This window comes from Streptomyces sp. NPDC002018, assembly GCF_042890865.1.
Lineage (GTDB): Bacteria > Actinomycetota > Actinomycetes > Streptomycetales > Streptomycetaceae > Streptomyces.
In genome coordinates this window covers 1-21510 of the sequence record NZ_JBIASO010000008.1, presented here as the reverse complement: position 1 = coordinate 21510, position 21510 = coordinate 1, and the positions used below count along the sequence as shown (strand labels likewise).

General features: G+C 69.0%; 21 protein-coding genes. 11 read left to right on the top strand and 10 right to left on the bottom strand.

Features of this window, described 5'->3' with window-relative positions; all coding sequences use genetic code 11:
- Positions 1-2 precede the first annotated feature (2 nt).
- Entirely contained in the window at positions 3-107 is a 105-nt protein-coding gene (locus ACFYYH_RS14925; RefSeq protein WP_388550527.1) for a hypothetical protein, read from the top strand.
- Between the two features lie 600 nt (positions 108-707).
- Here the strand turns inward: ACFYYH_RS14925 and ACFYYH_RS14920 are convergent.
- The 5 genes from ACFYYH_RS14920 to ACFYYH_RS14900 all read right to left on the bottom strand — a co-directional run bounded on the left by ACFYYH_RS14920 (position 708) and on the right by ACFYYH_RS14900 (position 5345).
- A complete protein-coding gene (locus ACFYYH_RS14920; protein WP_388550525.1) occupies positions 708-1670 on the bottom strand; it encodes an alpha/beta hydrolase in 963 nt (320 codons plus the stop codon).
- A 310-nt stretch (positions 1671-1980) separates the two neighbouring features.
- Positions 1981-3024: a zinc-binding dehydrogenase gene (locus tag ACFYYH_RS14915; protein ID WP_388550523.1), complete on the bottom strand. Its 1044-nt coding sequence runs from the start codon at positions 3022-3024 to the stop codon at positions 1981-1983.
- A gap of 359 nt (positions 3025-3383) precedes the next feature.
- Complete coding sequence (locus ACFYYH_RS14910; RefSeq protein WP_388550520.1) at positions 3384-3779, bottom strand: cupin domain-containing protein; 396 nt, start codon at positions 3777-3779, stop codon at positions 3384-3386.
- Positions 3780-4018: 239 nt separating this feature from the next.
- The gene (locus ACFYYH_RS14905; protein WP_388550517.1) at positions 4019-4825 is read right to left on the bottom strand and encodes a catechol 1,2-dioxygenase; all 807 of its coding nucleotides are present in this window, start codon (positions 4823-4825) and stop codon (positions 4019-4021) included.
- A gap of 136 nt (positions 4826-4961) precedes the next feature.
- The gene (locus tag ACFYYH_RS14900) at positions 4962-5345 is read right to left on the bottom strand and encodes a hypothetical protein (RefSeq protein WP_388550514.1); all 384 of its coding nucleotides are present in this window, start codon (positions 5343-5345) and stop codon (positions 4962-4964) included.
- Positions 5346-5862: 517 nt separating this feature from the next.
- Here ACFYYH_RS14900 and ACFYYH_RS14895 point away from each other — a divergent pair.
- The 4 genes from ACFYYH_RS14895 to ACFYYH_RS14880 all read left to right on the top strand — a co-directional run bounded on the left by ACFYYH_RS14895 (position 5863) and on the right by ACFYYH_RS14880 (position 11576).
- The gene (locus ACFYYH_RS14895; RefSeq protein WP_388550511.1) at positions 5863-7425 is read left to right on the top strand and encodes a GMC family oxidoreductase; all 1563 of its coding nucleotides are present in this window, start codon (positions 5863-5865) and stop codon (positions 7423-7425) included.
- Positions 7426-7828: 403 nt separating this feature from the next.
- On the top strand, positions 7829-9523 hold the full coding sequence (locus tag ACFYYH_RS14890) for a class I mannose-6-phosphate isomerase (RefSeq protein WP_388550508.1): 1695 nt from the start codon (positions 7829-7831) through the stop codon (positions 9521-9523).
- Positions 9520-10503 (top strand): ROK family protein, encoded by a 984-nt coding sequence (locus tag ACFYYH_RS14885; protein ID WP_388550506.1) that lies wholly within the window; start codon positions 9520-9522, stop codon positions 10501-10503. The genes ACFYYH_RS14890 and ACFYYH_RS14885 overlap by 4 nt, the downstream gene beginning before the upstream one ends.
- A gap of 26 nt (positions 10504-10529) precedes the next feature.
- Positions 10530-11576 (top strand): LacI family DNA-binding transcriptional regulator, encoded by a 1047-nt coding sequence (locus ACFYYH_RS14880; protein ID WP_388550503.1) that lies wholly within the window; start codon positions 10530-10532, stop codon positions 11574-11576.
- On the opposite strand, the gene ACFYYH_RS14875 is transcribed toward ACFYYH_RS14880, so the two are convergent.
- Both ACFYYH_RS14875 and ACFYYH_RS14870 read right to left on the bottom strand, forming a co-directional pair.
- On the bottom strand, positions 11563-11952 hold the full coding sequence (locus ACFYYH_RS14875; RefSeq protein ID WP_388550501.1) for a PPOX class F420-dependent oxidoreductase: 390 nt from the start codon (positions 11950-11952) through the stop codon (positions 11563-11565). The genes ACFYYH_RS14880 and ACFYYH_RS14875 overlap by 14 nt on opposite strands.
- A 175-nt stretch (positions 11953-12127) precedes the next feature.
- Entirely contained in the window at positions 12128-12685 is a 558-nt protein-coding gene (locus ACFYYH_RS14870; protein ID WP_388550498.1) for a TetR/AcrR family transcriptional regulator, read from the bottom strand.
- Positions 12686-13450: 765 nt separating this feature from the next.
- On the opposite strand from ACFYYH_RS14870, the gene ACFYYH_RS14865 reads away from it, so the two are divergent.
- The 3 genes from ACFYYH_RS14865 to ACFYYH_RS14855 are packed head-to-tail and all read left to right on the top strand — an operon-like array spanning position 13451 to position 15547.
- Entirely contained in the window at positions 13451-13705 is a 255-nt protein-coding gene (locus ACFYYH_RS14865) for a CU044_2847 family protein (protein WP_388550495.1), read from the top strand.
- Positions 13702-13935 carry a hypothetical protein gene (locus ACFYYH_RS14860; protein ID WP_388550492.1) on the top strand — a complete coding sequence of 78 codons (234 nt, stop codon included), beginning with the start codon at positions 13702-13704 and terminating at the stop codon, positions 13933-13935. The genes ACFYYH_RS14865 and ACFYYH_RS14860 overlap by 4 nt, the downstream gene beginning before the upstream one ends.
- Entirely contained in the window at positions 13922-15547 is a 1626-nt protein-coding gene (locus tag ACFYYH_RS14855; protein ID WP_388550489.1) for a trypsin-like peptidase domain-containing protein, read from the top strand. Before ACFYYH_RS14860 ends, ACFYYH_RS14855 begins: the two co-directional genes overlap by 14 nt.
- Before the next feature lie 138 nt (positions 15548-15685).
- On the opposite strand, the gene ACFYYH_RS14850 is transcribed toward ACFYYH_RS14855, so the two are convergent.
- Both ACFYYH_RS14850 and ACFYYH_RS14845 read right to left on the bottom strand, forming a co-directional pair.
- Positions 15686-16210: a hypothetical protein gene (locus tag ACFYYH_RS14850; RefSeq protein WP_388550486.1), complete on the bottom strand. Its 525-nt coding sequence runs from the start codon at positions 16208-16210 to the stop codon at positions 15686-15688.
- Between the two features lie 20 nt (positions 16211-16230).
- Complete coding sequence (locus tag ACFYYH_RS14845; RefSeq protein ID WP_388550484.1) at positions 16231-17427, bottom strand: pentapeptide repeat-containing protein; 1197 nt, start codon at positions 17425-17427, stop codon at positions 16231-16233.
- A 610-nt stretch (positions 17428-18037) separates the two neighbouring features.
- Between ACFYYH_RS14845 and ACFYYH_RS14840 the strand changes: the two genes are divergently transcribed.
- Genes ACFYYH_RS14840 through ACFYYH_RS14830 form a run of 3 tightly spaced genes read left to right on the top strand, consistent with a single transcriptional unit; the run spans position 18038 to position 19460 of the window.
- Entirely contained in the window at positions 18038-18589 is a 552-nt protein-coding gene (locus ACFYYH_RS14840) for an RNA polymerase sigma factor (RefSeq protein WP_388551176.1), read from the top strand.
- Entirely contained in the window at positions 18573-19142 is a 570-nt protein-coding gene (locus ACFYYH_RS14835; RefSeq protein ID WP_388550482.1) for a hypothetical protein, read from the top strand. The genes ACFYYH_RS14840 and ACFYYH_RS14835 overlap by 17 nt, the downstream gene beginning before the upstream one ends.
- Before the next feature lie 6 nt (positions 19143-19148).
- The gene (locus ACFYYH_RS14830; RefSeq protein ID WP_388550480.1) at positions 19149-19460 is read left to right on the top strand and encodes a hypothetical protein; all 312 of its coding nucleotides are present in this window, start codon (positions 19149-19151) and stop codon (positions 19458-19460) included.
- 244 nt (positions 19461-19704) lie between these two features.
- Here the strand turns inward: ACFYYH_RS14830 and ACFYYH_RS14825 are convergent, their stop codons facing one another.
- On the bottom strand, positions 19705-20484 hold the full coding sequence (locus ACFYYH_RS14825) for an SDR family NAD(P)-dependent oxidoreductase (protein WP_388550477.1): 780 nt from the start codon (positions 20482-20484) through the stop codon (positions 19705-19707).
- Positions 20485-21510 lie beyond the last annotated feature (1026 nt).

Here is a 21510-nt window from a genome sequence, read left to right as displayed (position 1 = left end):
GCGTGGCCCTCAGCCCGGACGGACGCCGCGTGGCCGGCGTCGACGGCTCCGGCGGGCTGCGGATCTGGCCGTTCGACGGCGCGAGCCGCCCTCGGGCGCTGCTCTGAACGGGCCCAGGCCGCGATGGGGGCCCTGTGCCTCACCTACAAGCACCGCAAAGGCCGCTGACACCGCACCAGGGTTGCACCGGAGGAGGTGTGAACCCCGCCTTCGTGATCTTGAGTGTTTGCTCCGGTCAAGTCCCTTGGGCAAGCCGTTCCCGGACGACGACACCTCTTTCCTCGCGATAGCCGAGGGGAGAGGTTGATCAGCCGGGCAGGTCGGCGGTCGAGAGTGATTGCGAGGGTGTCGAGGGGCTTGCCTCTGGTGGCGGAGGCGGCGTACGTGTGGACGGTGCGGTACGCACCGTCCACGGCGCCGCCGGTGGTGGCCCGTTCCGCTGGGTACGCGGGGGTGGGGTGCGCTGGCGGGCCTGCTGCGCCGCGATCTTGAGGCGACCGTGCGCAGCCCGGCACCTGGTCTTGGACGTCGACTTGGACGAGGTCCGCCTGCGTGATGCGTCCGCTGGGGCCGCTGCTGGCCCGCGCGGTCCTCGACCTTGCTGCCGGGGACGCTGCGGCAGGTGTCCCTGCTTGCCGAGCGGCGGGGGCGTCGCCGTCCTGAGGCACGAGGGCGAGGAACGTCCGGCCGGGCGCACTCCTTTGTCGTCAGGCGGACGGTGCATGGAGCAGTCGCCGGATCGCGGCGATCCGCTCGGTGATCATGCGGGTCCCGAGAGCGGTTCCGGGGATGGCATGGGCCAGGTGGAACGCTCCGCTGTAGTGGTGCAGCTCTGTCGGTACACCTGCCTGAATCAGCAGGTGTGCGTAGTTCAGCCCCTCGTCGCGTGTGGGATCGACCTGGTAGGCGGCCATCCAGGTGGGGGGCAGGCCGACCAGGTCCTTGAATGCCGCGCGGGCCGGAGCCGCGTAGAGCGGCACCTGTGGGCTACCTGGCTCGAAATCACCGAGGTAGTACTTCCAGCTGTACGGCGAGTTGGAGGCATTCCAGGTCGGCGTAACGGGAAGGTCCCGCATGGAATGAGTGTCCAGCCGGTCGTCAATGGTAGGCGCGTCAAGGAACTGCGCAGCCAGTGCGGGCCCTCCGCGGTCTCGGGCGACAAGGGCCAGAGCGGCTGCCAACCCACCCCCGGAACTTTCTCCCAGAACCCCGATTCGGGCATTGTCGATGCCATGGCCGCGCCCGGCTTTACCGGCTGCCCAGACAAGGGCCGCGTAACTGTCGTCCAGGGCGGCCGGATAGGGGTTTTCAGGAGCCAACCGGTAGCCCACGCTCACCACGGCTATGCCAGCCCGGTCAGCAATCAGGCGGGCCTGATTGTCCATACCGGCCACTTCACCCGTGACATAAGCACCGCCATGCAGGTAAATCAGACAGGGGACGAGGTCAGTCCGTTCGGACGGCACATACACACGCCCCTCGACATCCGGCGCCCCCTCATACCCCGGAATCCTGATGTCCTCGACGCTCAACGCCCTCGCCGACTCATACGACGGAGCCGCGTCCAGGAACTGCCTGACCAGAGCACGCATGCCCGGCACATCGGAATAATCCATGGCAGGAATCATTGGCACTATCGCAGCCAGTTCAGGATCAAGAATGTAATCCATCGATGCACCTCCAAAATGACCGGTATGTCCGGCCGTCTCCACTCTACGCAGCACGAGAACCGCCGAACCCACTGGCCCGCCCTCGCCGCCAAGGCCCTGTTCGAATCCCGAGCTGGGCAGACGGTCAGCCGAGGATCGAAAACAGGCACTGACAAGGACACCCTCGAAGGGGACTGCGACCGGCGGTTCGAGGCCGGCCTGCAGGACATCGGCGGGCGACAAGGGCGTCTGTTCGCACCGCTGGCGGGCACCGCGGGCCACGCCCAGGTGGGGGGTGTGGCCCTGCCTGGCCCCCATCTGTGTCCCGAGGTCAGGGCTTGACGAGGACCTTGAGGCTCTGCCGGTCGGCCATGCTCTGATATCCGGCGGGAACGCCGTCGACGTCCGTGGTGGTGTCGAAGATTTTTCCGGGTTCGATGGTGCCGTTGAGGATGGCGGGCATGAGTTCCTCGATGTAGGCGCGGACCGGGGCGAGTCCTCCGGTGAGGCGGACGTTGCGCATGAAGAGGCTGGCCATGCCAATCGGTGCCTCTTCGTACTGCGGGACGCCGATGCGGCTGATGATGCCACCCGCGCGCACGACACCGACTGCCTGTTCGTAGGCGGGCAGGTGGCCGACGGCTTCGATGACCACCTGCGTGCCCTGTCCACCGGTGAGTTCGCGGACCGCTTCGATGCCTTCCGCGCCGCGGGCGGCGACGATGTCGGTGGCGCCGAACTCGCGGCCCAGGTTGGTGCGGTCCGGGTGGCGTCCCATGAGGATGATCTGCTCGGCGCCCAGGAGCTTGGCGGAGAGTACGGCCATCAGGCCGGCGGCGCCGTCGCCGATCACGGTGACGCGGGTGTGCTCGTTGACGCCGCCCAGCACGGCAGCGCTGTGGCCGGTGCAGTACACGTCCGCGAGGGTCAGCAGGGAGGGGATGAGCGCCGAGTCCGCGGCGACGGGGAGCTTGACGAGGCTGCCGTCGGCCAGGGTCACGCGGATGGCCTCGGCCTGGGCGCCCTCGTCGGGTTTGAAGTCCCAGTAGTTCGCCTCCGGGTGGGTGCAGGAGGTGTGCAGGCCCTCGCGGCAGAACTCGCAGGTGTTGTCGGAGATCGCGAACGGGGAGACGACCAGGTCGCCGCGCTTGAGGGTGGTGACCTCGGAGCCGGTGTCCTCGACGACGCCGACGAACTCGTGGCCCATCCGGAGGGGCCCGGCCGTCGGGCTCAGTGAGTTGAAGAGGTGCAGGTCGCTCCCGCAGACGGCGGCCGCGGTGACGCGGACCAGTGCGTCGGTGGGGTGCTTGATGACGGGATCGGCGACATCCTCGACACGGACATCACCGGCGCCGTACATGAGTGCTGCGCGCATGGTGTGCTCTCCAATGGGGTGGTGGAGTTTTCGGGTGGTGGTGGTCAGCGGGTGATCGTTGGATGTGGGGATGGGGGTGAGCCGCGGACGGTGTGAACCCTGCTCCGTACCGACCTTGGGCGCCGACCGGGGCGGCCGGGGCGGAGCGGCGCCGCTGGGTGAGCGCGAGTGCCGGGGATCTGCGAGTCCTGGGGACCGCCCGGTCATCCGGATGGGATGACGTCTTGGGTGCCGGTTGCGGGCCGCCGGACGATTGGCTCGGCGGCCCCCGCGCGTCGGCTGTGGGTTTTTGGCTGGGGCCTGTGGTCGACCGCGATGATCTTCATGCCAGAAGGACGGGAAGGGCGCCGCTGTGGGATCTACCCGGGGTGCTCGTCCTTGGCGAGGTGGGAGCCCCAGGTGGTGTGGTTGCCGGTCTCGTCGGCGGCCTGGTAGGCGATCTGGGTGTGGAAGCACCCGGGGGCGGCGCCGTGCCAGTGATTCTCACCCGGCTCGATGGAGACGCGGTCGCCCGGCCGGATCTCCTCGACCGGTCCTCCCTCGCGCTGGACGAGGCCGACTCCCTCGGTGGCGTAGATCGTCTGGCCGAGAGGGTGGCTGTGCCACGCCGTGTGGGCCCCGGGCGTGAAGTGGACCACTCCGCCCATGATCCGGGAAGGCGGCAGGGGCTTGCTGATCACGTCGATGTAGACGTCCCCGGTGAACCCTTCGGGGGGGCCGGCCATCGTTTCGAGTCCGTTTCTTATGACGTTCATTTTCGTCCTCCTGTGGTGGTGTTCGGAGAGTGGGCGGTCGTCCGCCACACTTCACGTTCCTGTTCGGCGGGGGTGAAGCGGCACGATGGCGAACGGGCGAGGGACCGTAAATGTCCGGGAGCGCCAGGCAGGCTTCGCGCGTGGTGTCCGCCGGGCCGGGCCGTCCACCCGTCCGCGACGGAAACGGGCGCTCTTGGACGTCCGCGACGGTTTCGGCCTTCACCTCTCGTGCCACGTGGTCACGCTGCGGGACGCAGGTGGAAGGTGTACTCGCACGAGTTGAACGGGGTGCTCAGCGAGTACAGCGCTGCCACGTCCTCGTCCTCGTTCCGGGTCACGTCGATCTTCAGGTTTTCCTTGACGGCTCCCGATACGTCGCCGTCGCCTTCGAGCCAGTCCCCGCCGCGGAAGTAGAGCTGTGTCGTCACCAGGTCGTGGCCCTCGGCCGAGACCTTGAGGTGGAAGTGTGCGGGCCTCCACGCGTGGCGGCCGATCATGGTCAGGAAGCGTCCTGTGGGGCCGCCCGTGGGAATTTGGTACGGCTGGGGCCTGATCGTCCTGACCTGGAAGCGCCCCTCCTCGTCCGTGATCATCTTGCACCGGAGATTCAGCGGGGGAGCGTCGCCGACGAAGCTCGAGTAGGTGCCGTCGTTGCCGGCGTGCCACATGTCGATGAGAGCGCCCGGAAGGGGCTTGCCGTCGAGGTCGAGGACCTGGCCGCTGAGTACCATCGTCTCGCCCGGCTCATCGTCGCGCATCGGCATGACGTAGGGCTTCTCCGTCAGCAGGGGCGCGTTCTCGACGTAGTACGGGCCCTCGACCGTTCCCTGCGAGCCGGGCAAGCCGTCGAACGTGGCCTGCTCGACCGTCGCCTCGAAGTGGTTGTCGATGAACATCGGCACCTCGCGGGCGTCTACGAGATCACGAACCCACAGAACCGCAGCCGAGTACTCGTCGTACTGGACCTTCTTCTTGAGCAGGACGCCGCGAATCGCCTGGAGAAGCTCGCCCGATACCTCGGCAACGCGCTCGTTGTATTCGGTCATTGTTCCGCCTTCATCTCCTTCTGAAATTGCTTGTCGGCTTCGGTGGTGATCTGACAGCGCATTCCGCCGTAAGCCGACCGGATCGCCGTTGATCCTTGTCGGCGCCGCCATCGCGGCTATCCGGCAGCGGGGTTGGTCACAGCGACAGGGCTGGTGCGAACCCCGCCGCCCGCATGGTCGCCGTGTCGTGGACCTGACGGATGAAGGTGATCCGGCCCCGGGCGACCTTGAACTGCTCGGCGATCCGAAGGGTCCCGATCGGGTCGAGCACCAAGTCGTAGATCATCAGCGCCTCACCCGGAGCGGGGCCGGCGCACGCCGACAGGAGCTGGACGCTCGACACACTTTCGCCGAAGCCGCGGATCGCCTTCACGAACTCCTCCTTGTCCACGTACGTGTTGACGGGAAGGTCCGTCTCAAGGCGTTCCGCGAGTAGTCGCGAGGCCGCGTCGAAGTCCTTGGTCGTGGTCCACGCCTCGTGGTAGCGGCGCACCACGTCCCACGTCCGCTCGTGGGTCATTTCGTTCCTCCTCGGCTTGCAGGGGCCGATCCCCTGGACCGCACAACCAACGTACGTACCAATCGTTCAGTATGTCAATGCCGTACTGAACGATTGGTACGTGAGTTTCCGGGGCCCCTCGCCGGCGTCGCGGCGTGCGGGCGGACGTCCGCGGTGCGGCGCTCGCGGCGGGCGAGGGATTCCGGCGGCCCGGGCTGGCGTGCCTACTGAACGGCTGGTACGTTGCTGGTGAGGTCGTTTTGTCGGAGTTGTCGATGGCAGGATCCGAAGGCGGCCGAGGGCATCGCGCCGACGCCTGGGGTGGTCCACCCAGGCTGGCGGTGACCGGTTCGAGCTCGAGATCCATGCCGCTCCTGCGAAGGGTGTGCTCTTTCCTCGGGTGGCTGTGGTTCTCCGCCTCCGGTCGGATGCCCCGCTAAATCACAGCAAGTGGTTGTTCGAGTTGTAAGGGACGGTTCGATCCGTAAGTGACGGAACGTCAAGAGGAACACCTGACAAGTGATTGAGGGATGTACCCATGACTGAAGTAGCGCAGGATTTCGACTTCGTGGTGGTGGGGGCCGGTACGGCTGGTTCGGTACTGGCGGCGCGTCTGTCGCGGGACCCGGACGTCCAGGTGCTGCTGATCGAGGCAGGGCAGGCGGAGGGGCCGCCGGAGATGGCGGTTCCGGGCGCATGGTTCAGCCTGTGGGGCGGTGAGGTGGACTGGGGCTTCCAGACCGTCGCCCAGGCGGGGCTGGACAACAGGGAAATCGTCTACCCGCGCGGCAAGGTGCTGGGCGGCTCCAGTGCCATCAACGCGATGATGCACGTACGCGGCCATCCCGCGGCCATCGACGCGTGGGGCGTCCGCGGCTGGGGATCCGCCGATCTCCTGCCGTACTACCGGCGCAGTGAGCACACCGAAGGGCTCGACCCCGCCTACCGGGGAACCCGAGGGCCGGTGCGCCCCAGGCCCGTGAACGTCCCCCACCCCGCGTCCCGGGCGGCCTTCGAGGCATTCCAGGACCTCGGCATCCCGGTGTCGAACGACATCAACGGCGCGGACCCCGAGGGCATCACCTGGACGGAACTCACCGCAGCCGACGGGGTCCGGCAGTCCGCCGCCGACGCCTACCTGGCGCCTGCCACCGGCCGCCCCAACCTCACCGTGGCCACCGACGGCCTGGTGGTGGGGCTGACCTTCTCAGGCGATCGGTGCGCAGGGGTCCGCTACGTCAGGGACGGGGCCGAGTTCGAGGCGCGAGCCACCCGCGAGGTGGTACTGAGCGCAGGAGCCGTCGGCTCGCCGCACCTTCTGCACCTGTCCGGGGTGGGACCTGCTGACATGCTCCGCAAGCACGGCATCGAGGTCGTCCGGGATCTGCCCGCGGTCGGCGCCAATCTGTCCGACCACCCCGTGGGGGTGGTCACCTACGCGGCGGACATGACCCCCGGCGACAGCAACCACATCGATGTCTTCGCCGCCGTACGCAGCAGCGAGAACGTGACCCGGCCGGACCTGCACCTCTTCTTTATGGACGTGCCGCTGGCACCGCCCGGCCTGGCCAGCGGCTACACCCTGGGTGTCGGCCTGCTGTCGCCACACAGCCGTGGCTCCGTCACGCTCGTCTCGGGAGACCCGAACGTCGCGCCCGCCATCGATACCGGCTTCCTTACGGACCGACGGGACGTCGACCGCATGATCGCCGGCCTGCGCCTGGCACGCCAGGCAGGCAGTTCGAAGGCCCTTGAGTCCTGGCGTGACCACGAGGTGCTTCCCGGTCCCGCGGTGCGGAGCGACGACGACCTGCATGCTTACCTGCGCCAGGGGGTCATCTCGTACTGTCACACCGGGGGCACGTGCCGGATGGGCACTGACGCCGCGGCAGTGACCGACGAGTACTTGCGCGTGAAGGGGATCGAGGGCCTGCGGGTGGTCGATGCCTCGATCATGCCGACACTGCCCGAGGCCAACACCAACGCGACCGTCCTCGCGATAGCCGAGAAGGCCGCAGATCTGATAGCCGGAACCTCCCCCGACGGCGATACGCGCCTACGGAACCGGGATCGGAACCGGCCGCAGGGCTTTGACTGGTGATCAGCGCCCCGCAGAGCTGGATCTCGGCGGTGAGGCGAGCCGTTGTTCCTCGCGCGTACGGCCGGGGGATCGGGACGTGCCCGGCGCGGCGTCCCGTACCGACACTCGTGCGCTACGGCCCACCGGAGCCCTCGGCCGGTCGGAGGCATATGTCGAGCACGTCCTCAACCCGACGAGCGACGACCTCGACGAGGGGGCACGCCTGGCGGAGACCGTCCTCCAGGGCCTGTCGTCGGACTGCCGCGGCGACGTTCGGTTGACATCGGCGGTGTTCGGCGGGCAACCTCGTCGTGCGGCGTGTTAACGATAACACTCCTCGGGATCCGCCTTCGGGATGCGCACAGCCGAAAGCTCATGCGCGGCTTTCCCTGCGCCGCCCCTCACCTCGCCAGAAGGAGACCGCATGTACCGTCTCGACCCGCGCTACACCCCCGTACCCCAGGCCGTGCTCACCACCGGTTGGCGGGCGGTGTCCGGGCACCTTCCGGCCGGTCCCGCCGTGGTGGCCGTCGACGGGCCCCCGTCCGTCGACTGGGAGCGACTCCGCGACGGCTTCGAACGCGGGCTGACGGCGCGCGGCACCCCGGTCGCCCTCCTCGACGTCCGTACCAATTACGCGCCACCGGCCCACGTCGAGCGCCGTACCGAGGGACCGGAGGACGCGGGCGACCCCTACTTCCGCAAGCTCGCCGAGAACCCCCTCGACGACCTCTTCGACGCCCTTCCGCGACCGGCTCCCCCGCGGGAAGGGGTTCTGGTCGTATACGGTCCCGGCGCAGCGCTCGTGGAGCACGACCTGCTGTGGTACGCCGACGTGCCCAAGCGGTACGCGGAGGCAGACGTGGCCGCAGGCACGCGCGGGGCGAACCTCGGACTACCGGACGGGAAGCCCGACTTCAGGCGGCTGTTCTACGTCGACTGGCCGATGCTCGACCGCCACCGCGACGCGTTGGCGCACGGCCTCGACGCCTGGCTCGACATGCAGGAGCCCGACCGCCCGGTGTCGATCGACGGCGAGGGTCTGCGTGCCACCTACGCGATGTTGGCACGCAGACCCGTCCGCACTCGCCCGTACTTCAACTCCACGCCCTGGGGCGGCCATTGGGCCCAGCGTGAGCTCGGGTTCAACCCCGACGCGGAGAACACCGCGCTCGGCTACGAACTGATCGCGCCCGAGGCCGGCATCCTCATCGGCACCGGGCCGGGGGCTCAGGTCGAGGTGCCGTTCCAGCTGATGTGCGTGCTGGAACCCGAGAGCGTGATGGGTGGCGACGTGCAGGCCCGCTTCGGCACCTCCTTCCCGATCCGCTTCGACTATCTCGACACCGTCGGCGGAGGCAACCTCTCGGTGCACTGCCACCCGAAGGAGCCGTACATGCGCGAGCGCTTCGGCTGGCCGTACACCCAGCACGAGACGTACTACCTGACCCTCGGCGGCCCCGGTGCCAAGGTCTTCCTCGGCCTGCGTGAGGACGCCGACGTCGACGTCTTCCGCAAGGAGGTACAGGAGTCCATCGCCGGGGGAGTGCCCCTGGACCCCGAGGACCACGTCCTCTCCTTCCCCTCCGAGCAGGGGCAGTTGTACATGATCCCGGCGGGCACCCCGCACGCCAGCGGGGCCGGCAATCTGGTGCTGGAGATCAGCGCCACCCCGTACCTGTACAGCCTCAGGTTCTACGACTGGCTCCGGCCCGCCGCCGACGGCACCCCGCGCCCCCTGCCGTACGAACACGGATTCGCCAACCTGGAGAACGGGCGGCGCGGCGGGAGCGTCGCCCGCGACCTGGTGCAGGAGCCGCGCACCCTGCGCGCGGGCGCCGGCTGGCGGGAAGAGGTCATCGGCGCGCTGGACGAGATGTTCTACGAGGTCAGGAGATGCGTGATCGACGCCGACGCCGAGGCGGACGACCACACGCACGACCGCTTCCACCTACTGAACGTAGTGGAGGGCGAGGGCGTCGTCGTGCGCACGGAGGCCGGGGACGAGCACGAACTGGCCTACGCGGAAACGCTGACCGTACCGGCCGCGGTCGGCCGCTACACCCTGCGCGCCGTCGGCGGTGGGCCGGTACGGGTCGTGAAGGCGCTCGTCCGTTGATCCCCGTCCTGGAGATCGGCGGCACCCACGTCACCGCCGCCCTCGTCGACCTGCCAGGGGGACGGGTCGTCCAACGGACCAGGAAGCCGCTCGACCCGCACGGCGCCGCCGGCGACATCGTGGGTGACGTACGCCGCTGCGCCGCCGGGCTGCCGGTGCCTGCCGGGGCACGGTGGGGCGTGGCGGTGCCAGGGCCGTTCGACTACGCGAAGGGGGTCGCGCTCTTCGCCGGTGTCGGGAAGTTCGAGGCCCTGTACGGGGTCGATGTGGGCGCGGCACTCCTCGGCGGGCTGTGGCAGCGTCGCGGCGATGTCGTGTTCCTCAACGACGCACAGGCTTTCCTGGCCGGTGAGTGGTTCGCGGGGGCGGCCCGCGGTCACGTTCGTGCTGTCGGCATCACGCTCGGTACGGGCGTCGGCTCGGCGTTCCTTGCCGAGGGCCTGATCCGCGAGGACGGCCCCGGGGTGCCGCCCGAGGGGCGCATGGACTTGACCGAGGTCGGCGGCAGGCCGTTGGAGGACACCGTTTCGCGCCGTGCGATCCTCGCCCGGTACGGCGATCCAGCGGCCGACGTCCGCGACATCGCCGAGCGTGCCAAGGCGGGGGAGGAGCGGGCCTGCCGGGTGCTGGCCGACGCCATGACCGTGCTGGGTAACGCGCTCGGCCCGCGTCTGGTGGACTTCGGCGCGACCGCCTTGGTCGTCGGAGGTTCCATGGCGCGCTCCTGGGATCTCGTCGGCTCCGCGCTGCGCGGCGGACTCGCCTCGGGCGGCTGGGTGCCGGACGAAGTGAACCCGGGCAATGCGGACCCGGGCGACGGCTCGCGGCGCACTGACACCCCTCGGAGTCCTGCGGGGACCACCACCGGTCCGGGCCGCGTCCCGGTCGGCACCGCACGGCATACTCGTGCGGTGAAGCCCACTGGCTCCGCCGAGGACGCGGCACTGATCGGCGCGGCACGCGCGGCTGCCACCGCGTGAGAACGGACGAAGGGAGCACGGCGGGCATGCCGGACACACCCGGGTCGAAGGACGCCCAGCCGACGGTGCGTGACGTGGCCGAGAAGGCGAAGGTCAGCGCCATGACCGTCTCCCGCGTTCTGCGTGACGATCCGAAGGTGCTTCCCGCGACCGCCGCTCGCGTGCGTGCGGCGGTCGCGGAACTGGGTTATCGCCGTAACGAGACGGCCCGCAGCCTGCGTCTGGGAAGCGGTACCGGCCTGGTGGGCCTGGTGGTCACCAACCTGGCCAACCCCTTCTACTCACGACTGGCGCTGGGTGTCGACTCCGTTGTCGTCCGGCACGGCCTGAAGGCCGTCATCGGCAACACCGGCCAGGACCTGGACACCGAGCGCGCCCTCGTCGAGGACCTGGTGGGCCGGAGGGTCGACGGCATCATCGCCGTGCCCGCCGGCGCGGACCAGCGGCACTTGGCCGCGGCCGCGGCCAAGGGTGTGCCCGTCGTGGTCGCCAGCCGTCCGCCCGAGGGATTCGCTGCGGATTCTGTACTGGTCGACGACTACGGCGGCGCTCGCGCGGCCACCGAGGGGCTGCTCGGCGCCGGACACCGCAGGATCGGATTCCTCGGTTCGCCGCGCGCCGTCTATACCAGCACCGAGCGGTTGCGCGGCTTCTCCGACGCCCTGGCCGCCGCGGGCCTGCCCACCGACCCCGCCTACGTGAGGCAGGGACAGCAGCAGACCGGCGAGGCGGCGAGCGCCGCCGCGGAACTGCTCGGCCTGCCGGAACCCCCCACCGCCTTGTTCTGTTCCAACAACCGCAACACCATCGGGGCCTTCCGCGCCGTCCGCCGTGCCGAAACCACCACCACGCTGGCCGGCTTCGACGATTTCGAACTAGCGGACACACTCGGCCTGCCGTTGACCGTGGTCGCGTACGACAGCGACGAACTGGGCCGTGAGGCGGGCCGGTTGCTCATCACACGTATGGCCGAGGGAGCGCCACGTACCGGTGGCGGCTTTCCGTACCGGCGCACCGTCGTGCCGACCACACTCGTGCACTACGGCTCACCGGAGCCCCTCAGTCGAGAGTGATCCGGATGCCGACACTCCCGTCGCTCCCGCGCCGCAGTCGGCTGCCGAGCACGGTGAGCCGCCCGGGCAGGCCGTACTTGCGTCCCACGAGACCGCGATAGCGCTTGGTCTGCGGGGCGTCGAGGAAGACGGCCCGGCCCGGGAGCTGCTCGCCCGAGGGGTTGCCGCGTATGTCGCACGCGCCGACCAGGACGTCGGACCGTTTGCGAATCCGCTTGGCCTTGCCGGAGTCGGCGACCGTCCAAATGCCGAGGGCGTCGCCGTCGCGGATCACCCACACCGGCGTCGGTACTTGCCTGCCGTCCCCACGGAAGGTGGTGACCAGCAGGTACTTGCCCGATGCGAGCCGTTCGAGTGCCGCTGGATCGGTGGTCACGACGTCACGCCCCGCGCGATGGAAGGGATGTGCCGGGGGCGGTCTTCGGGGTGAGTTCGGAAGTCGTTCTGTTCACCGTGGTCCCAGGAATGTCGGGGAAGCCGGGCGCGGGGATGCGGGCCGGTCGTCGAGCACTAAACATACCAGTCGTTTAGTATGCTCGCCACTGCGAACCTCAGGACTCGCCGCCCGCGTCGAGCGTGGCCATCGCGGCCTCCAGCAGGGCCAGCCGCGTCGGGTCGGTCAGCTTGCCGTGGCCTGCCACGAGCGCGGCCATGGCGCCCTCCTTGACCGCGGCGACGGCCATGCGGGCGCGGATGAGGCGGATGGGCGAGGGGTGCGGGCCGGCGATCGCCATGATGATCAGTTCCGTCTTCCCAGCGAAGTCGTGGCGCTGGGAGTGCTCCTGCAGGACGGAGACGTCCCCGGACTGCAGTGCCATGTACGCGGCCGGATGCTGGGCCTGTAGGTCGATCAGCGCGCCGAGCAACTCCCGCGCCGGCCGGCCCGCCGCGTCCTTCGCGATGACCGCGATCTCGGCGGCCGGCTCGGCGACCAGGGCGGAAAGGATCGCCTCCTTGGACTTGAAGTGGTAGTAGAGCGCGCCCTTGGTGACGCCGAGGGCCTCGGCCAGGTCGGCGATCGAGGTCACGGTGTAGCCCTTGGTCCCGAACAGCTTCCGTGCTTCGTCGAGGATGTCCGCCCGCATGTCGCGGCGCTGGTGAGGAGTCATGGACCTAGCATACTAAGCGTTCAGTACGAAAGTGTCCGTGCCGAACGATTTCACGCGTACTGTTACCGGCGGCGTGCGGAGAACCGGGCGGGGCTCGGAGGCTTCGAAGGTCGGGCTGCCGCCCGGATCTCGGTGCCTCAGGGCTCGCAGAGAATCAACATGCGGGTTTGGTCTTCCTCGGGGCCTGGCTGCCGTATGTGTCGAGGTGGGCGGCCACGTCCGTCGGGGTGCGGAATCTGGCGGTTGAGGGCGGGATCGCGTGCACGGCCAGGAGGGGCCGCACCTCTTGGACGGCCCGCGTGAGTGTGCTTCCGGCGACGCCGAAGAGGTGTCCTAGTACTCCAGTGCGGTTTCGTGACCGATCCAGCAGGATCGTTGGTGATCGTCGTCGATAGTGGCTGTGTCGGGCTGTGCCGGGTGGCTCTGCGCCAGATTGACCAGCGCAGCAGCCTGGCCGCGGTCATGGTCGGTGAGCCGAGGATGACGGTGAGCAGATGGCGGATCTCTGGGACGGTCAGGGAGATCGGTTCCCTGTCGCGTGCTGGGTGGTGCGGACTGGCGGACCACTTCGGTGCCGTGTCGGCGGCGGCGGCGACGACGGCGGTCAGGAATGCTGGTGCCCTGTACGGCAGACCATCCGGCGGAGGCCGTAACTCGCTTGCTCCCTTTGGCTGTTGAAGCCGTTGCCTGTCGTGCGCGCATTTCCTAAGCTCGTTCCCCCATGTGGCGCAGTGGTGTGACGGACGCGACGGGCCGGCGGACGCGATGACGGACACGACCGAGTTCCAGACGAGTGACGGCACGGTGGTGCGGGCGGAGGTCGACGACGCGTCCTCGTCAGCGCCGTACGACGGTGACCCGTACGAGCCGATCGCCCGGCAGCGGGCGGCCCGCACGGTGGACACCGCCGACACCCTGCGGCAGGCGGTGGACCGGGTCCGGCCTGCCGCACAGGACGTACTGGACTCGCTGCGCGCGATGCCTCAGGCCCCTGACCGGGTGTCCCTGGAGTTCGGGTGAAGCTGAGTGCGGAGGCGGGCGTCGTCCTGGCGCGTGCCGCCTCCGAGGGGCATTTCAAGGTCCTGCTGGAGTGGGAGCGGCAGCCGGGCGGACGGGGCCGTGACACGGAGCTGGCGGACGGGGCCGCCGTCCGCGCCGAGGACCTTGGCGCGCCGGACACCGACGCGCAGGACACCGGCCCGCCGGACATCACCGCTGCCGGCACGGGCGGGCGCGATGGCGGCCTCTGACATAACGCCGCCGCTCTCTTCCTCCTCCGGCGCGGTTTTTGAGTGGGGGCTCGCCCGGATCCTCGGCCCGGACGGCGAGCCTCGCGGCGCCGGCTTCCTGCTCGCTCCCGACCTCGTCTGCACTTGTGCCCACCTGCTGGTCGGACAGCCGCAGGCGGACTCGGCGGCTCCGGATGTGCCGTTGCGGGCGGACTTCCCGCTGCTCGCGGACCCGTCGGCGCCGGTCGCGACCACCGTCGCCAAGTGGCGCCCGGCGGACGACGTCCTGGTTTTGCGCCTCGCCGATGAGGTGCCGGGCACCACGCCCCTGCCGCTGGCCGGCCTCGATGTGCCGCCCTGGGGGATCGAGGCCCGCGTCTACGGTTTCCCGGAGACCACCCGCACCGGCGTGAACGCCCATGGAGTCCTACGCGGCGGCGAGGGAAGGGGCCGCTTCCAGCTCGATGCCGGGCAGGGCAGCGTGCCGCTCGCCGGCGGTTTCAGCGGCAGTCCGGTCTGGGACGTCCAGGCACGCGCGGTGGTCGGCATGCTCGCGACGCGCGGGCGCGCGGGCCTGGAGGGGACGGCGTATCTCGTCCCCGAACGGCGCCTCGCCCTCCAGGAAGCCGCCGACGGCTCGGGCCCCTTCAAGGGCCTGCTGCGTTTCGAGGAGGAGGACTCGCACCTCTTCCACGGCCGGGAAAAGGAGACGGAGGACCTCACGGAGGCCGTCCGGGTCCGTCCGCTGACTCTGCTGACCGGTCAGTCGGGCACGGGGAAGTCGTCGCTGCTGCGCGCGGGGCTGCTGCCGCGGCTGCGGGAGCGGCTGCGCGCCGCGGCCGGGGACCGGCTGTGCGTGCTGCTGCTCGACCAGTTCGAGGAGTACGCGGCGGCGCCCCGGGCGGCCCGGCAGGTCGTGACGTGGCTGCGCGAACTCACCGATGTCGCCGACACCGTGCCGGGCCGCGGGCTACGGGCGGTGCTGTCGGCCCGGCACGCCACGCTCGACGTGCTGGCCCCCGCGCTGCCCGCCGCCGAACGGCAGGCCGCGCTCGTGTACGCCGACCCGCTCTCCGAGGCGGCGCTGGCCCGGGTCGTCTCGGAACCTCTGCGGACCATTCCCGGGGTCACGCTCCAGCCGGGGCTCCTGCAACTGCTGCTGCGGGACGCGCACGAGGCCCAGGAGGCGCACGGGGAGGCGAACTGCCTGCCGCTGCTGGAGTTCACCCTCGCCGAGCTGTGGCGGCACCGTACAGGTGGACGTCTCACCACGGCCGCGTACGAGGAACTGGGCGGGCTGTCCGGGGCTCTGGCGGGGCACGCGCAGGCCACTTTGGACCGGGCTGTCGCGGACGGCGCAGCCGACGAGCACGCGGCACGGCGGCTGTTCCAGCGGCTGGCCCGCCCGGACGGGGTCGGCAGGTTCGTGCCCGACGACATACCGGCCGCCGAACTCGACGAGGGCCAGACACGGCTGGCGCGGCGCATGGTGCGCGAGAAGCTGCTCGTGTGGACCCGCCCGCGGAACGCGGAGGAGTCTGGCGAGTTGCTGCGGATCGCGCACGAGGCCCTGCTGCGCGAATGGCAGTGGCTCGGCGACTGTCTGCGCGAGGGCGCCGAGTTCCGCGCCTGACCGCACCGCACCGGGGTTCCTCATGGCCGCGCGACTCGTCGTGGTTCTCCTGTCTCATGTTCCCCGGATCGCCGCAGTACCAGCTGTCCGGATCGGTGTCTGAAGGACGTATGACGGACCCGACCGCTGCCCACTGGCTCAGCGTTTGACGCGGTTACGGACGGCCAGGACCGCCAGGCCCAGGAGGACGGGCTCGGTAAGGCGGGAGGTCATTTCGACATTGGTGCCGACGGTGGTCAAGTCCTGTCCGCTGGAGTGGAAGACCACCGAGTTGAGGGTGACGTTCAACGACTTCTCGAAGCGCTTGCCCGTGAATTTCGGCCCTGTGGGGTTCTGGGGATCAGCCTTGTCGATCTCGAAGGTGACCTTGCCTCCGCCGGGCGGCACGGTTCCGGTCGCCTCCTGCTTCGGATTGTCCTTCGGGAGCCCGACGCCCATGAGCAGCACGACGGTGATGAGCATGGTGGAGGCGAGCCAGCCCAGGGCCCGGGAGGCGCGCAGGCCGTAGCCGGACAGCAGCCAGTAGCCGTGCAGCAGTCCGCGTTCCGCGCGGGTGGTGCCGGCGCGGCCGCGGCGGCGCATCTCCATCTCGCCGTAGTAGAAATCCGCCGCCCCCGGCTCGTCCTTACTGTCTTCGAACGCCTTTCGCAGAGCCCGGTACACCGGCGCCAGCTGCGCCGGCCCTATCCGTCCGGCGCCGAACACGGCCACGTTCCAGCCCGGGACCGCTGCCTGGCGCGCCAGTGGTGTTCTTCGGCGAGAGTGCGGCGCTGGGTGAACCGAACCGGGCGCCAGTGCCGCCAGTACGTGCCGGGCGGGACGTTGTCGAAGGAACAGGCGCCCTCCAGCCGTAGCTGGTCCAGGTGCACGGTTCCGGTGAGCAGACAGCCCGACAGGTCGACGTCGGCAAGGACCAGATGGGCCGCATCCACCCCGCGCAGCGAGGTTAATCGCACCGCAGCGTCGGGCGTGCCGACAAAAGCTCGCTCCTCTGTCTGCTGTCCGTTGGGGAGAACGAAGGCGTCGGCTTCCGCAGCGATCCTGAGGGGGTATTCGAAGACCGCGTGGGAGAAGTCCACCGTGGCGTAGCGCAGACGCAGCTCGGCCGTTGCCGACCAGCGGGTTCGCCGGCACTCCACGCCGCGCGCGGCGAACGAGAGGGTCACTGGGCCACCGAATACCACACCGGACAGCCCTACCCACCCGGCGCACACCAGTGGCCCAAGCCTCGCCGCCCGCTCGAAAACCGCCTGCTCGAACGAGGCGTCGCACTCGAAGGTCACCGACTCGAATCCGACATTGTGTTGAAAGCTCGCCCAGTTAAATCCGGCCTCGCCCCGGAAGGTCGCCAAACCGAACCCGGTGTCGTCCTTGAAGGTCGCCGAGTAGAACCAGGCCTCGCCCTCGAAGGCTGCCGACCCGAAGCTCGTGACGCTTTCGAAAGTCGCCGAGGCGAAATTTGCGTGGTTCTCGAAGTTCACCGAGTAGAACCCCCCGAGGCCCTGGAAGGTTGCCGAGTGAAACCCCGCGATACCTTGGAAGGTCGCCGAGCCGAACCCGGCGTTGCCCTGGAAGGTTGCCGAATGGAACCTGGCGGTACCGAGGCGGGGGTGTCCGGTGGCGGGGTCGCGCAGGGCGTCGAGCAAGGTATTGAGAAGGAGTGCGGTGAAGGGGGTGCCGCGGTGGTCGATGTCCGTGCCGGGGGTCAGGCCGGCCAGGTAGGTGTCACGGTCGGTGTCGGCCAGATGGGCAAGGCATGACGTATGGCCGGGGACATGGATGCCGCGGCAGCCGACCAGGTCCTCCGGGATGGTGCCGTGGCCGCAGTGCGGCCATTCATCCGGAGCCGGGAAATGTGGTGGGGTGCGGGGGTGTGCCATACCCGATGGACGACTGAGCGCAGCTGGATAGTTGCCGGTCTTGTTCCAGGGTGCCGGGAAAGTGCCCAGTGGCTGAGGGGCGTCCGGAGACCATCGTGCGCTGGTGGAGTTTTCCGTGAAGTCCGACGGCCTGTCCCGTACCGCGCAGGTGTGAGCCGCACCACAAGTGGGCGGATGAGTCGTTTGCTGCGTTCGCTCATAAACATGTTGGAGCCATCAACTTACCTACCTCCGTGCAGGTGGAGACAGGCGAACGGAGAAGGCGGGAGGGCTGCGTGAGCAATCGGGAACGCAGATCCGTGACCACGACGTTGCGCTGCGTGCGCAGAGGTTGGCGGCAGTCATAGGTAGTGGAGGCGCATCACAGCGCACTCCCGGGTCTGCTGGGGACAGACCCGCCGTGTATAACCCGGAGGGGATGCAACCGCTTTGACCATCGAACTTGCCGGGGACGTGTTCTTGATCGCCCTAGCGATCCGCGTGTTCGGCCGGGATGCCGTCGTCCTGCTACGCCGACTCGCGGCCGCCGGAGTCCGCGCCGGGGTGACAGAACTGAGCCGCCCCCGCGACGGGAGGAGCGGCCGGTGACCACGGACCCCACCCCTCACACATACGGTGTCACCCCGATGACCCGACGACTGCCCCTGGACCTCTCGGCTTTCCACCAGATGCACCGTCCCCGATACATCAAGTACGCGGAGACCTTCCTGCGCAACCGGGACGACGCGGAAGATGTCGCCGACGACACCTTCTGCAGCTCTGGACCAAATGGGACCAGGTCCTGGGCAGCGAGAACCCAGCCGCCTACGCCTGGGGAATCCTCCGCAACAAGATCTCCGACCACGCCAAGGCCCGCAACCGCCGGCCCCTGCTGGACGAGGCCGCCTTCGACACCGCCGCACTGCGCCACGCCGTCGACCCGATCGGCCAGATCACCGAGTCCCTGGCTCTCTTCCGGGCCCTGCGCACGCTCACCGACCGGCAGATGGACGTCATGGTGATGGTCTACCTCCACGGTCTGACTCCGGAGGAAGTCGGCGCCGCGCTCGGCATCACAGCACCGACCGTCCGCTCGACCGCCCGTCACGCCCGGCGTCGTCTGCGCGAGATCGTCGGGCCGGACCGCACCATGGAAGGACGCGCCGATGACCTCACCCGTTGATGAACTCCTGGCCCGGGCCCTGCTCCACTCGGATCCCTACACTCCGCAGGAGACCGAGACGGCCGAACAGCGGCTGATCGCCCGGATGAGCGCGGCACTCGACGAGCCAGCGCCCACAGCTCCGGGGGAGTCCCCGCCCGACGAGGCGGAAGCGGCACGGGACCTGCGCACGCTGTCCGAGACCGTCGTCGCCCGAACGGCCATGGACTCCCTCGGCGCGTTCATCACCAAAGCCCTGCCCGAACCGCCCGGAGCCCGCGTCCTGGGCTGCATCCTGCAGCTGAAGGACTCCGAGGAATCCGCCCGATTCTGGTGGCAGTACGCCGCCGGCGCGGGCGATCCCGCCGCCTCCTACTGCCTCTATCTCCACCACCTCTCGCTCGGTGAACGAGGAGAAGCCCGCTGGTGGCACACCCAGACTCGCCACGTCCAGACCGCGCCGCAGCCGCCTTCCGGCACCCGGGCTGAGGAGCAGCCGGACAGTCAGACGGGTCAGCCGCCACCGCCCCCCACCGCTGACCTGCCCGACGTCGTGAGCACCCTTCTGCACTAGGCATCAATGACGGACGCCATCCTCCTGCCCACCACACTGCGCATTCTGGGCGCTCTCAAAGCCGAGATGTCTGCGGCGGGCACGTACGTGCCCGCCGCGGTAGACGCTGTCCTCGAATATGTTCCGGCCGCGGTCGGCTACGTCGACGCGGACCTCGACCTGCCCCTGCCCGGCCCCGACTTCACCGACCACATCCGCACCCTGACCGCCAGCACCCGCAGGAGACTGGCCGGCGGTCCCCATGGCACCCTGCCTGCGCGCTCCCGGGGCTCCGTCCCTGTGATCACCAAGGCACACCGGCAGCCGAAGCACAGATAGAAGACTTCCGGGAAGCCCAGCATGCCCCATGTCAACGCCGGACCGGTCGCGCGGAACGCCGTACGGCCGTACGCACAAACGAGGACATCGTCTGGTCTCCACCTGCCGAAAGCGACGACGAGACCGCCGCTGGCATGTGGATGCGCTGGCCTCACGCGTGGCTCGCCGAGTAACCGGACCCTCCGGGAAGCGCCAGCGCTTCGTCGAAGCTTGGATCAAGCCTGGACGTCGGCGGAGGCGTGCGCTACAGGCGGGCGGTCATACCACCGTCGATCGCGAGTGCGGCTCCGGTGATGAACATGGTTTCATCGCTCAGCAGGAACGCCGCGAACGCGGCGATCTCTTCCGGCCGGCCCATTCGCCCGACCGGCTGGTACGCCACTTGCTCGTGCCAGGACTCCTCTGGTGTCAGGGTCGGGTGCATCGTCGCCAGCCGCCGTGTCAAGGGGGTGTCGACGCCGCCGGTGAGCAGCGCGTTGACCCGTATGCCAGCCTCGGCCATGTCCAGCGCCGCGGACCGAGTGAGCCCAAGAACCGCGTGTTTGGCGGCGTCGTAGGCGGCCGTGTGGGGGTACGCGCCGACGGCGCAGGTTGAAGCGTTGTTCAGGATCGCCCCGCCACCGTATTCGCGGATCGCGGGAATCTGGTACTTCAGGGCATAAAAGACGCTGCTGAGGTTGAGTTCCAGTTCGGCATGCCACGCCTTGCTGTCTATGTCGGTGATGGGGCCCATGGTAGTGGGGGCTCCGACGTTATTGAATGCGCCGTCGAGTCTGCCGTAGCGGCTCACCGCCTGCCGGACCAGTTTCGCCGCCTCGGATTCCATTCTCACGTCGGCGGCTACGAAGGTGGCCTCGCCTCCGGCGGTGCGGATCTCCGCCTCCAGTGCGTGGCCGGCCTCCTGGCCGCGGGCCGCCAGGATCACCTTTGCGCCTTCGCTCGCAATTCGCTCGGCACTCGCACGGCCCACACCGGAGGTGGCTCCGGTGATCAGGATGACCTTCTCTGCGAAACGTGCGGACACATTCACTTCCATGGTCGGTCGGATGGTGAGCACCGGGCAGGAGCGCCAACAACCCGTCGGCCGAGACCGCGGCAGGACATTCGCGACGTAGGAGAAGCGCTCATGTCCAACAACAGCTAACCCACGGCCGGCCTTCGGTCACTCCATCCAGCGCCAGCGCCAAAATCGCGGCCGGTGCCACGTGTTTTCGCGCTGTCGCCGATTCACCGGTTATAAGGTCGCCGCGGGCAGCTTCCGACTGCTCACTACAGGAAACATCACAGAACATAGATTAATAGCGATAATGCTTGATTGTCCATAATTAATGCAATTGGTGCTGGGGTGACGCGTGGACCGAGGATCGCATGACGGGCGAACCGACGGAGCGCGGCGCGAACCATCGGGCCGGCCGGAGCCGACGGTCGATCCAGCTCATTGCGAGCGAACCGCTCTCGGGGCTTGAAGGATCCGGCCAGGAGATCACTTTCGTTGATCATCGGTGACTGGGAGGTACGGCTGAGGCGTTCGGGATACACAGGGATGCCGGTCTTCGCGCCGGGCGAGGACGGCTGGTGCCGAATGCGCCGTCGTCCGGAACCTCTTGGGCGGCCCTGGATGGAGTCCGTCCTCAGCACCGCCAGCACACGAACTCGAAGTCCTCCGCCACCCCGAACGCGTCTGCGCCGTGCACCATCAGGACGGCCGCAGCGACGCTCCCGTGACGGCCGTACCGTGAACCCCGCAGATACGGTGAGGGCGGCGGCGTAGAGCAGCAGCGCGGTGGTCGGGGTCAAGCAATACCGACGGCCCCGCACCTGGTCGTTCGGGTGCGGGGCCGTCGCGATGTGGATGTCATCACCACGCCGAGCTCGTTCAGCACTGCGAGCCGGTCAGCCGCCTGGCACCTTGACCGTTCCGGCCAGCGGGGTCGGCCTGGCCCTCCGCCGGCGCTTAGGACTTGTCCGGCCGATCATGTTCGGAGCCAGATGGTGAGGGCTGCCGCTGTTGCGGTGCCGAGGAAGATGTAGCCGCGCTTGTCGTATCGGG

What these genes read in the sequence shown, in the direction of transcription:
- ACFYYH_RS14920 (WP_388550525.1), bottom strand. Translation starts at nt 1,670, where the DNA reads ATGGATTACATTCTTGATCCTGAACTGGCTGCGATAGTGCCAATGATT.
- ACFYYH_RS14915 (WP_388550523.1), bottom strand. Translation starts at nt 3,024, where the DNA reads ATGCGCGCAGCACTCATGTACGGCGCCGGTGATGTCCGTGTCGAGGAT.
- ACFYYH_RS14910 (WP_388550520.1), bottom strand. Translation starts at nt 3,779, where the DNA reads ATGAACGTCATAAGAAACGGACTCGAAACGATGGCCGGCCCCCCCGAA.
- ACFYYH_RS14905 (WP_388550517.1), bottom strand. Translation starts at nt 4,825, where the DNA reads ATGACCGAATACAACGAGCGCGTTGCCGAGGTATCGGGCGAGCTTCTC.
- ACFYYH_RS14900 (WP_388550514.1), bottom strand. Translation starts at nt 5,345, where the DNA reads ATGACCCACGAGCGGACGTGGGACGTGGTGCGCCGCTACCACGAGGCG.
- ACFYYH_RS14895 (WP_388550511.1), top strand. Translation starts at nt 5,863, where the DNA reads ATGACTGAAGTAGCGCAGGATTTCGACTTCGTGGTGGTGGGGGCCGGT.
- ACFYYH_RS14890 (WP_388550508.1), top strand. Translation starts at nt 7,829, where the DNA reads ATGTACCGTCTCGACCCGCGCTACACCCCCGTACCCCAGGCCGTGCTC.
- ACFYYH_RS14880 (WP_388550503.1), top strand. Translation starts at nt 10,530, where the DNA reads ATGCCGGACACACCCGGGTCGAAGGACGCCCAGCCGACGGTGCGTGAC.
- ACFYYH_RS14870 (WP_388550498.1), bottom strand. Translation starts at nt 12,685, where the DNA reads ATGACTCCTCACCAGCGCCGCGACATGCGGGCGGACATCCTCGACGAA.
- ACFYYH_RS14865 (WP_388550495.1), top strand. Translation starts at nt 13,451, where the DNA reads ATGACGGACACGACCGAGTTCCAGACGAGTGACGGCACGGTGGTGCGG.
- ACFYYH_RS14855 (WP_388550489.1), top strand. Translation starts at nt 13,922, where the DNA reads ATGGCGGCCTCTGACATAACGCCGCCGCTCTCTTCCTCCTCCGGCGCG.
- ACFYYH_RS14845 (WP_388550484.1), bottom strand. Translation starts at nt 17,427, where the DNA reads ATGGCACACCCCCGCACCCCACCACATTTCCCGGCTCCGGATGAATGG.
- ACFYYH_RS14835 (WP_388550482.1), top strand. Translation starts at nt 18,573, where the DNA reads ATGACCTCACCCGTTGATGAACTCCTGGCCCGGGCCCTGCTCCACTCG.
- ACFYYH_RS14830 (WP_388550480.1), top strand. Translation starts at nt 19,149, where the DNA reads ATGACGGACGCCATCCTCCTGCCCACCACACTGCGCATTCTGGGCGCT.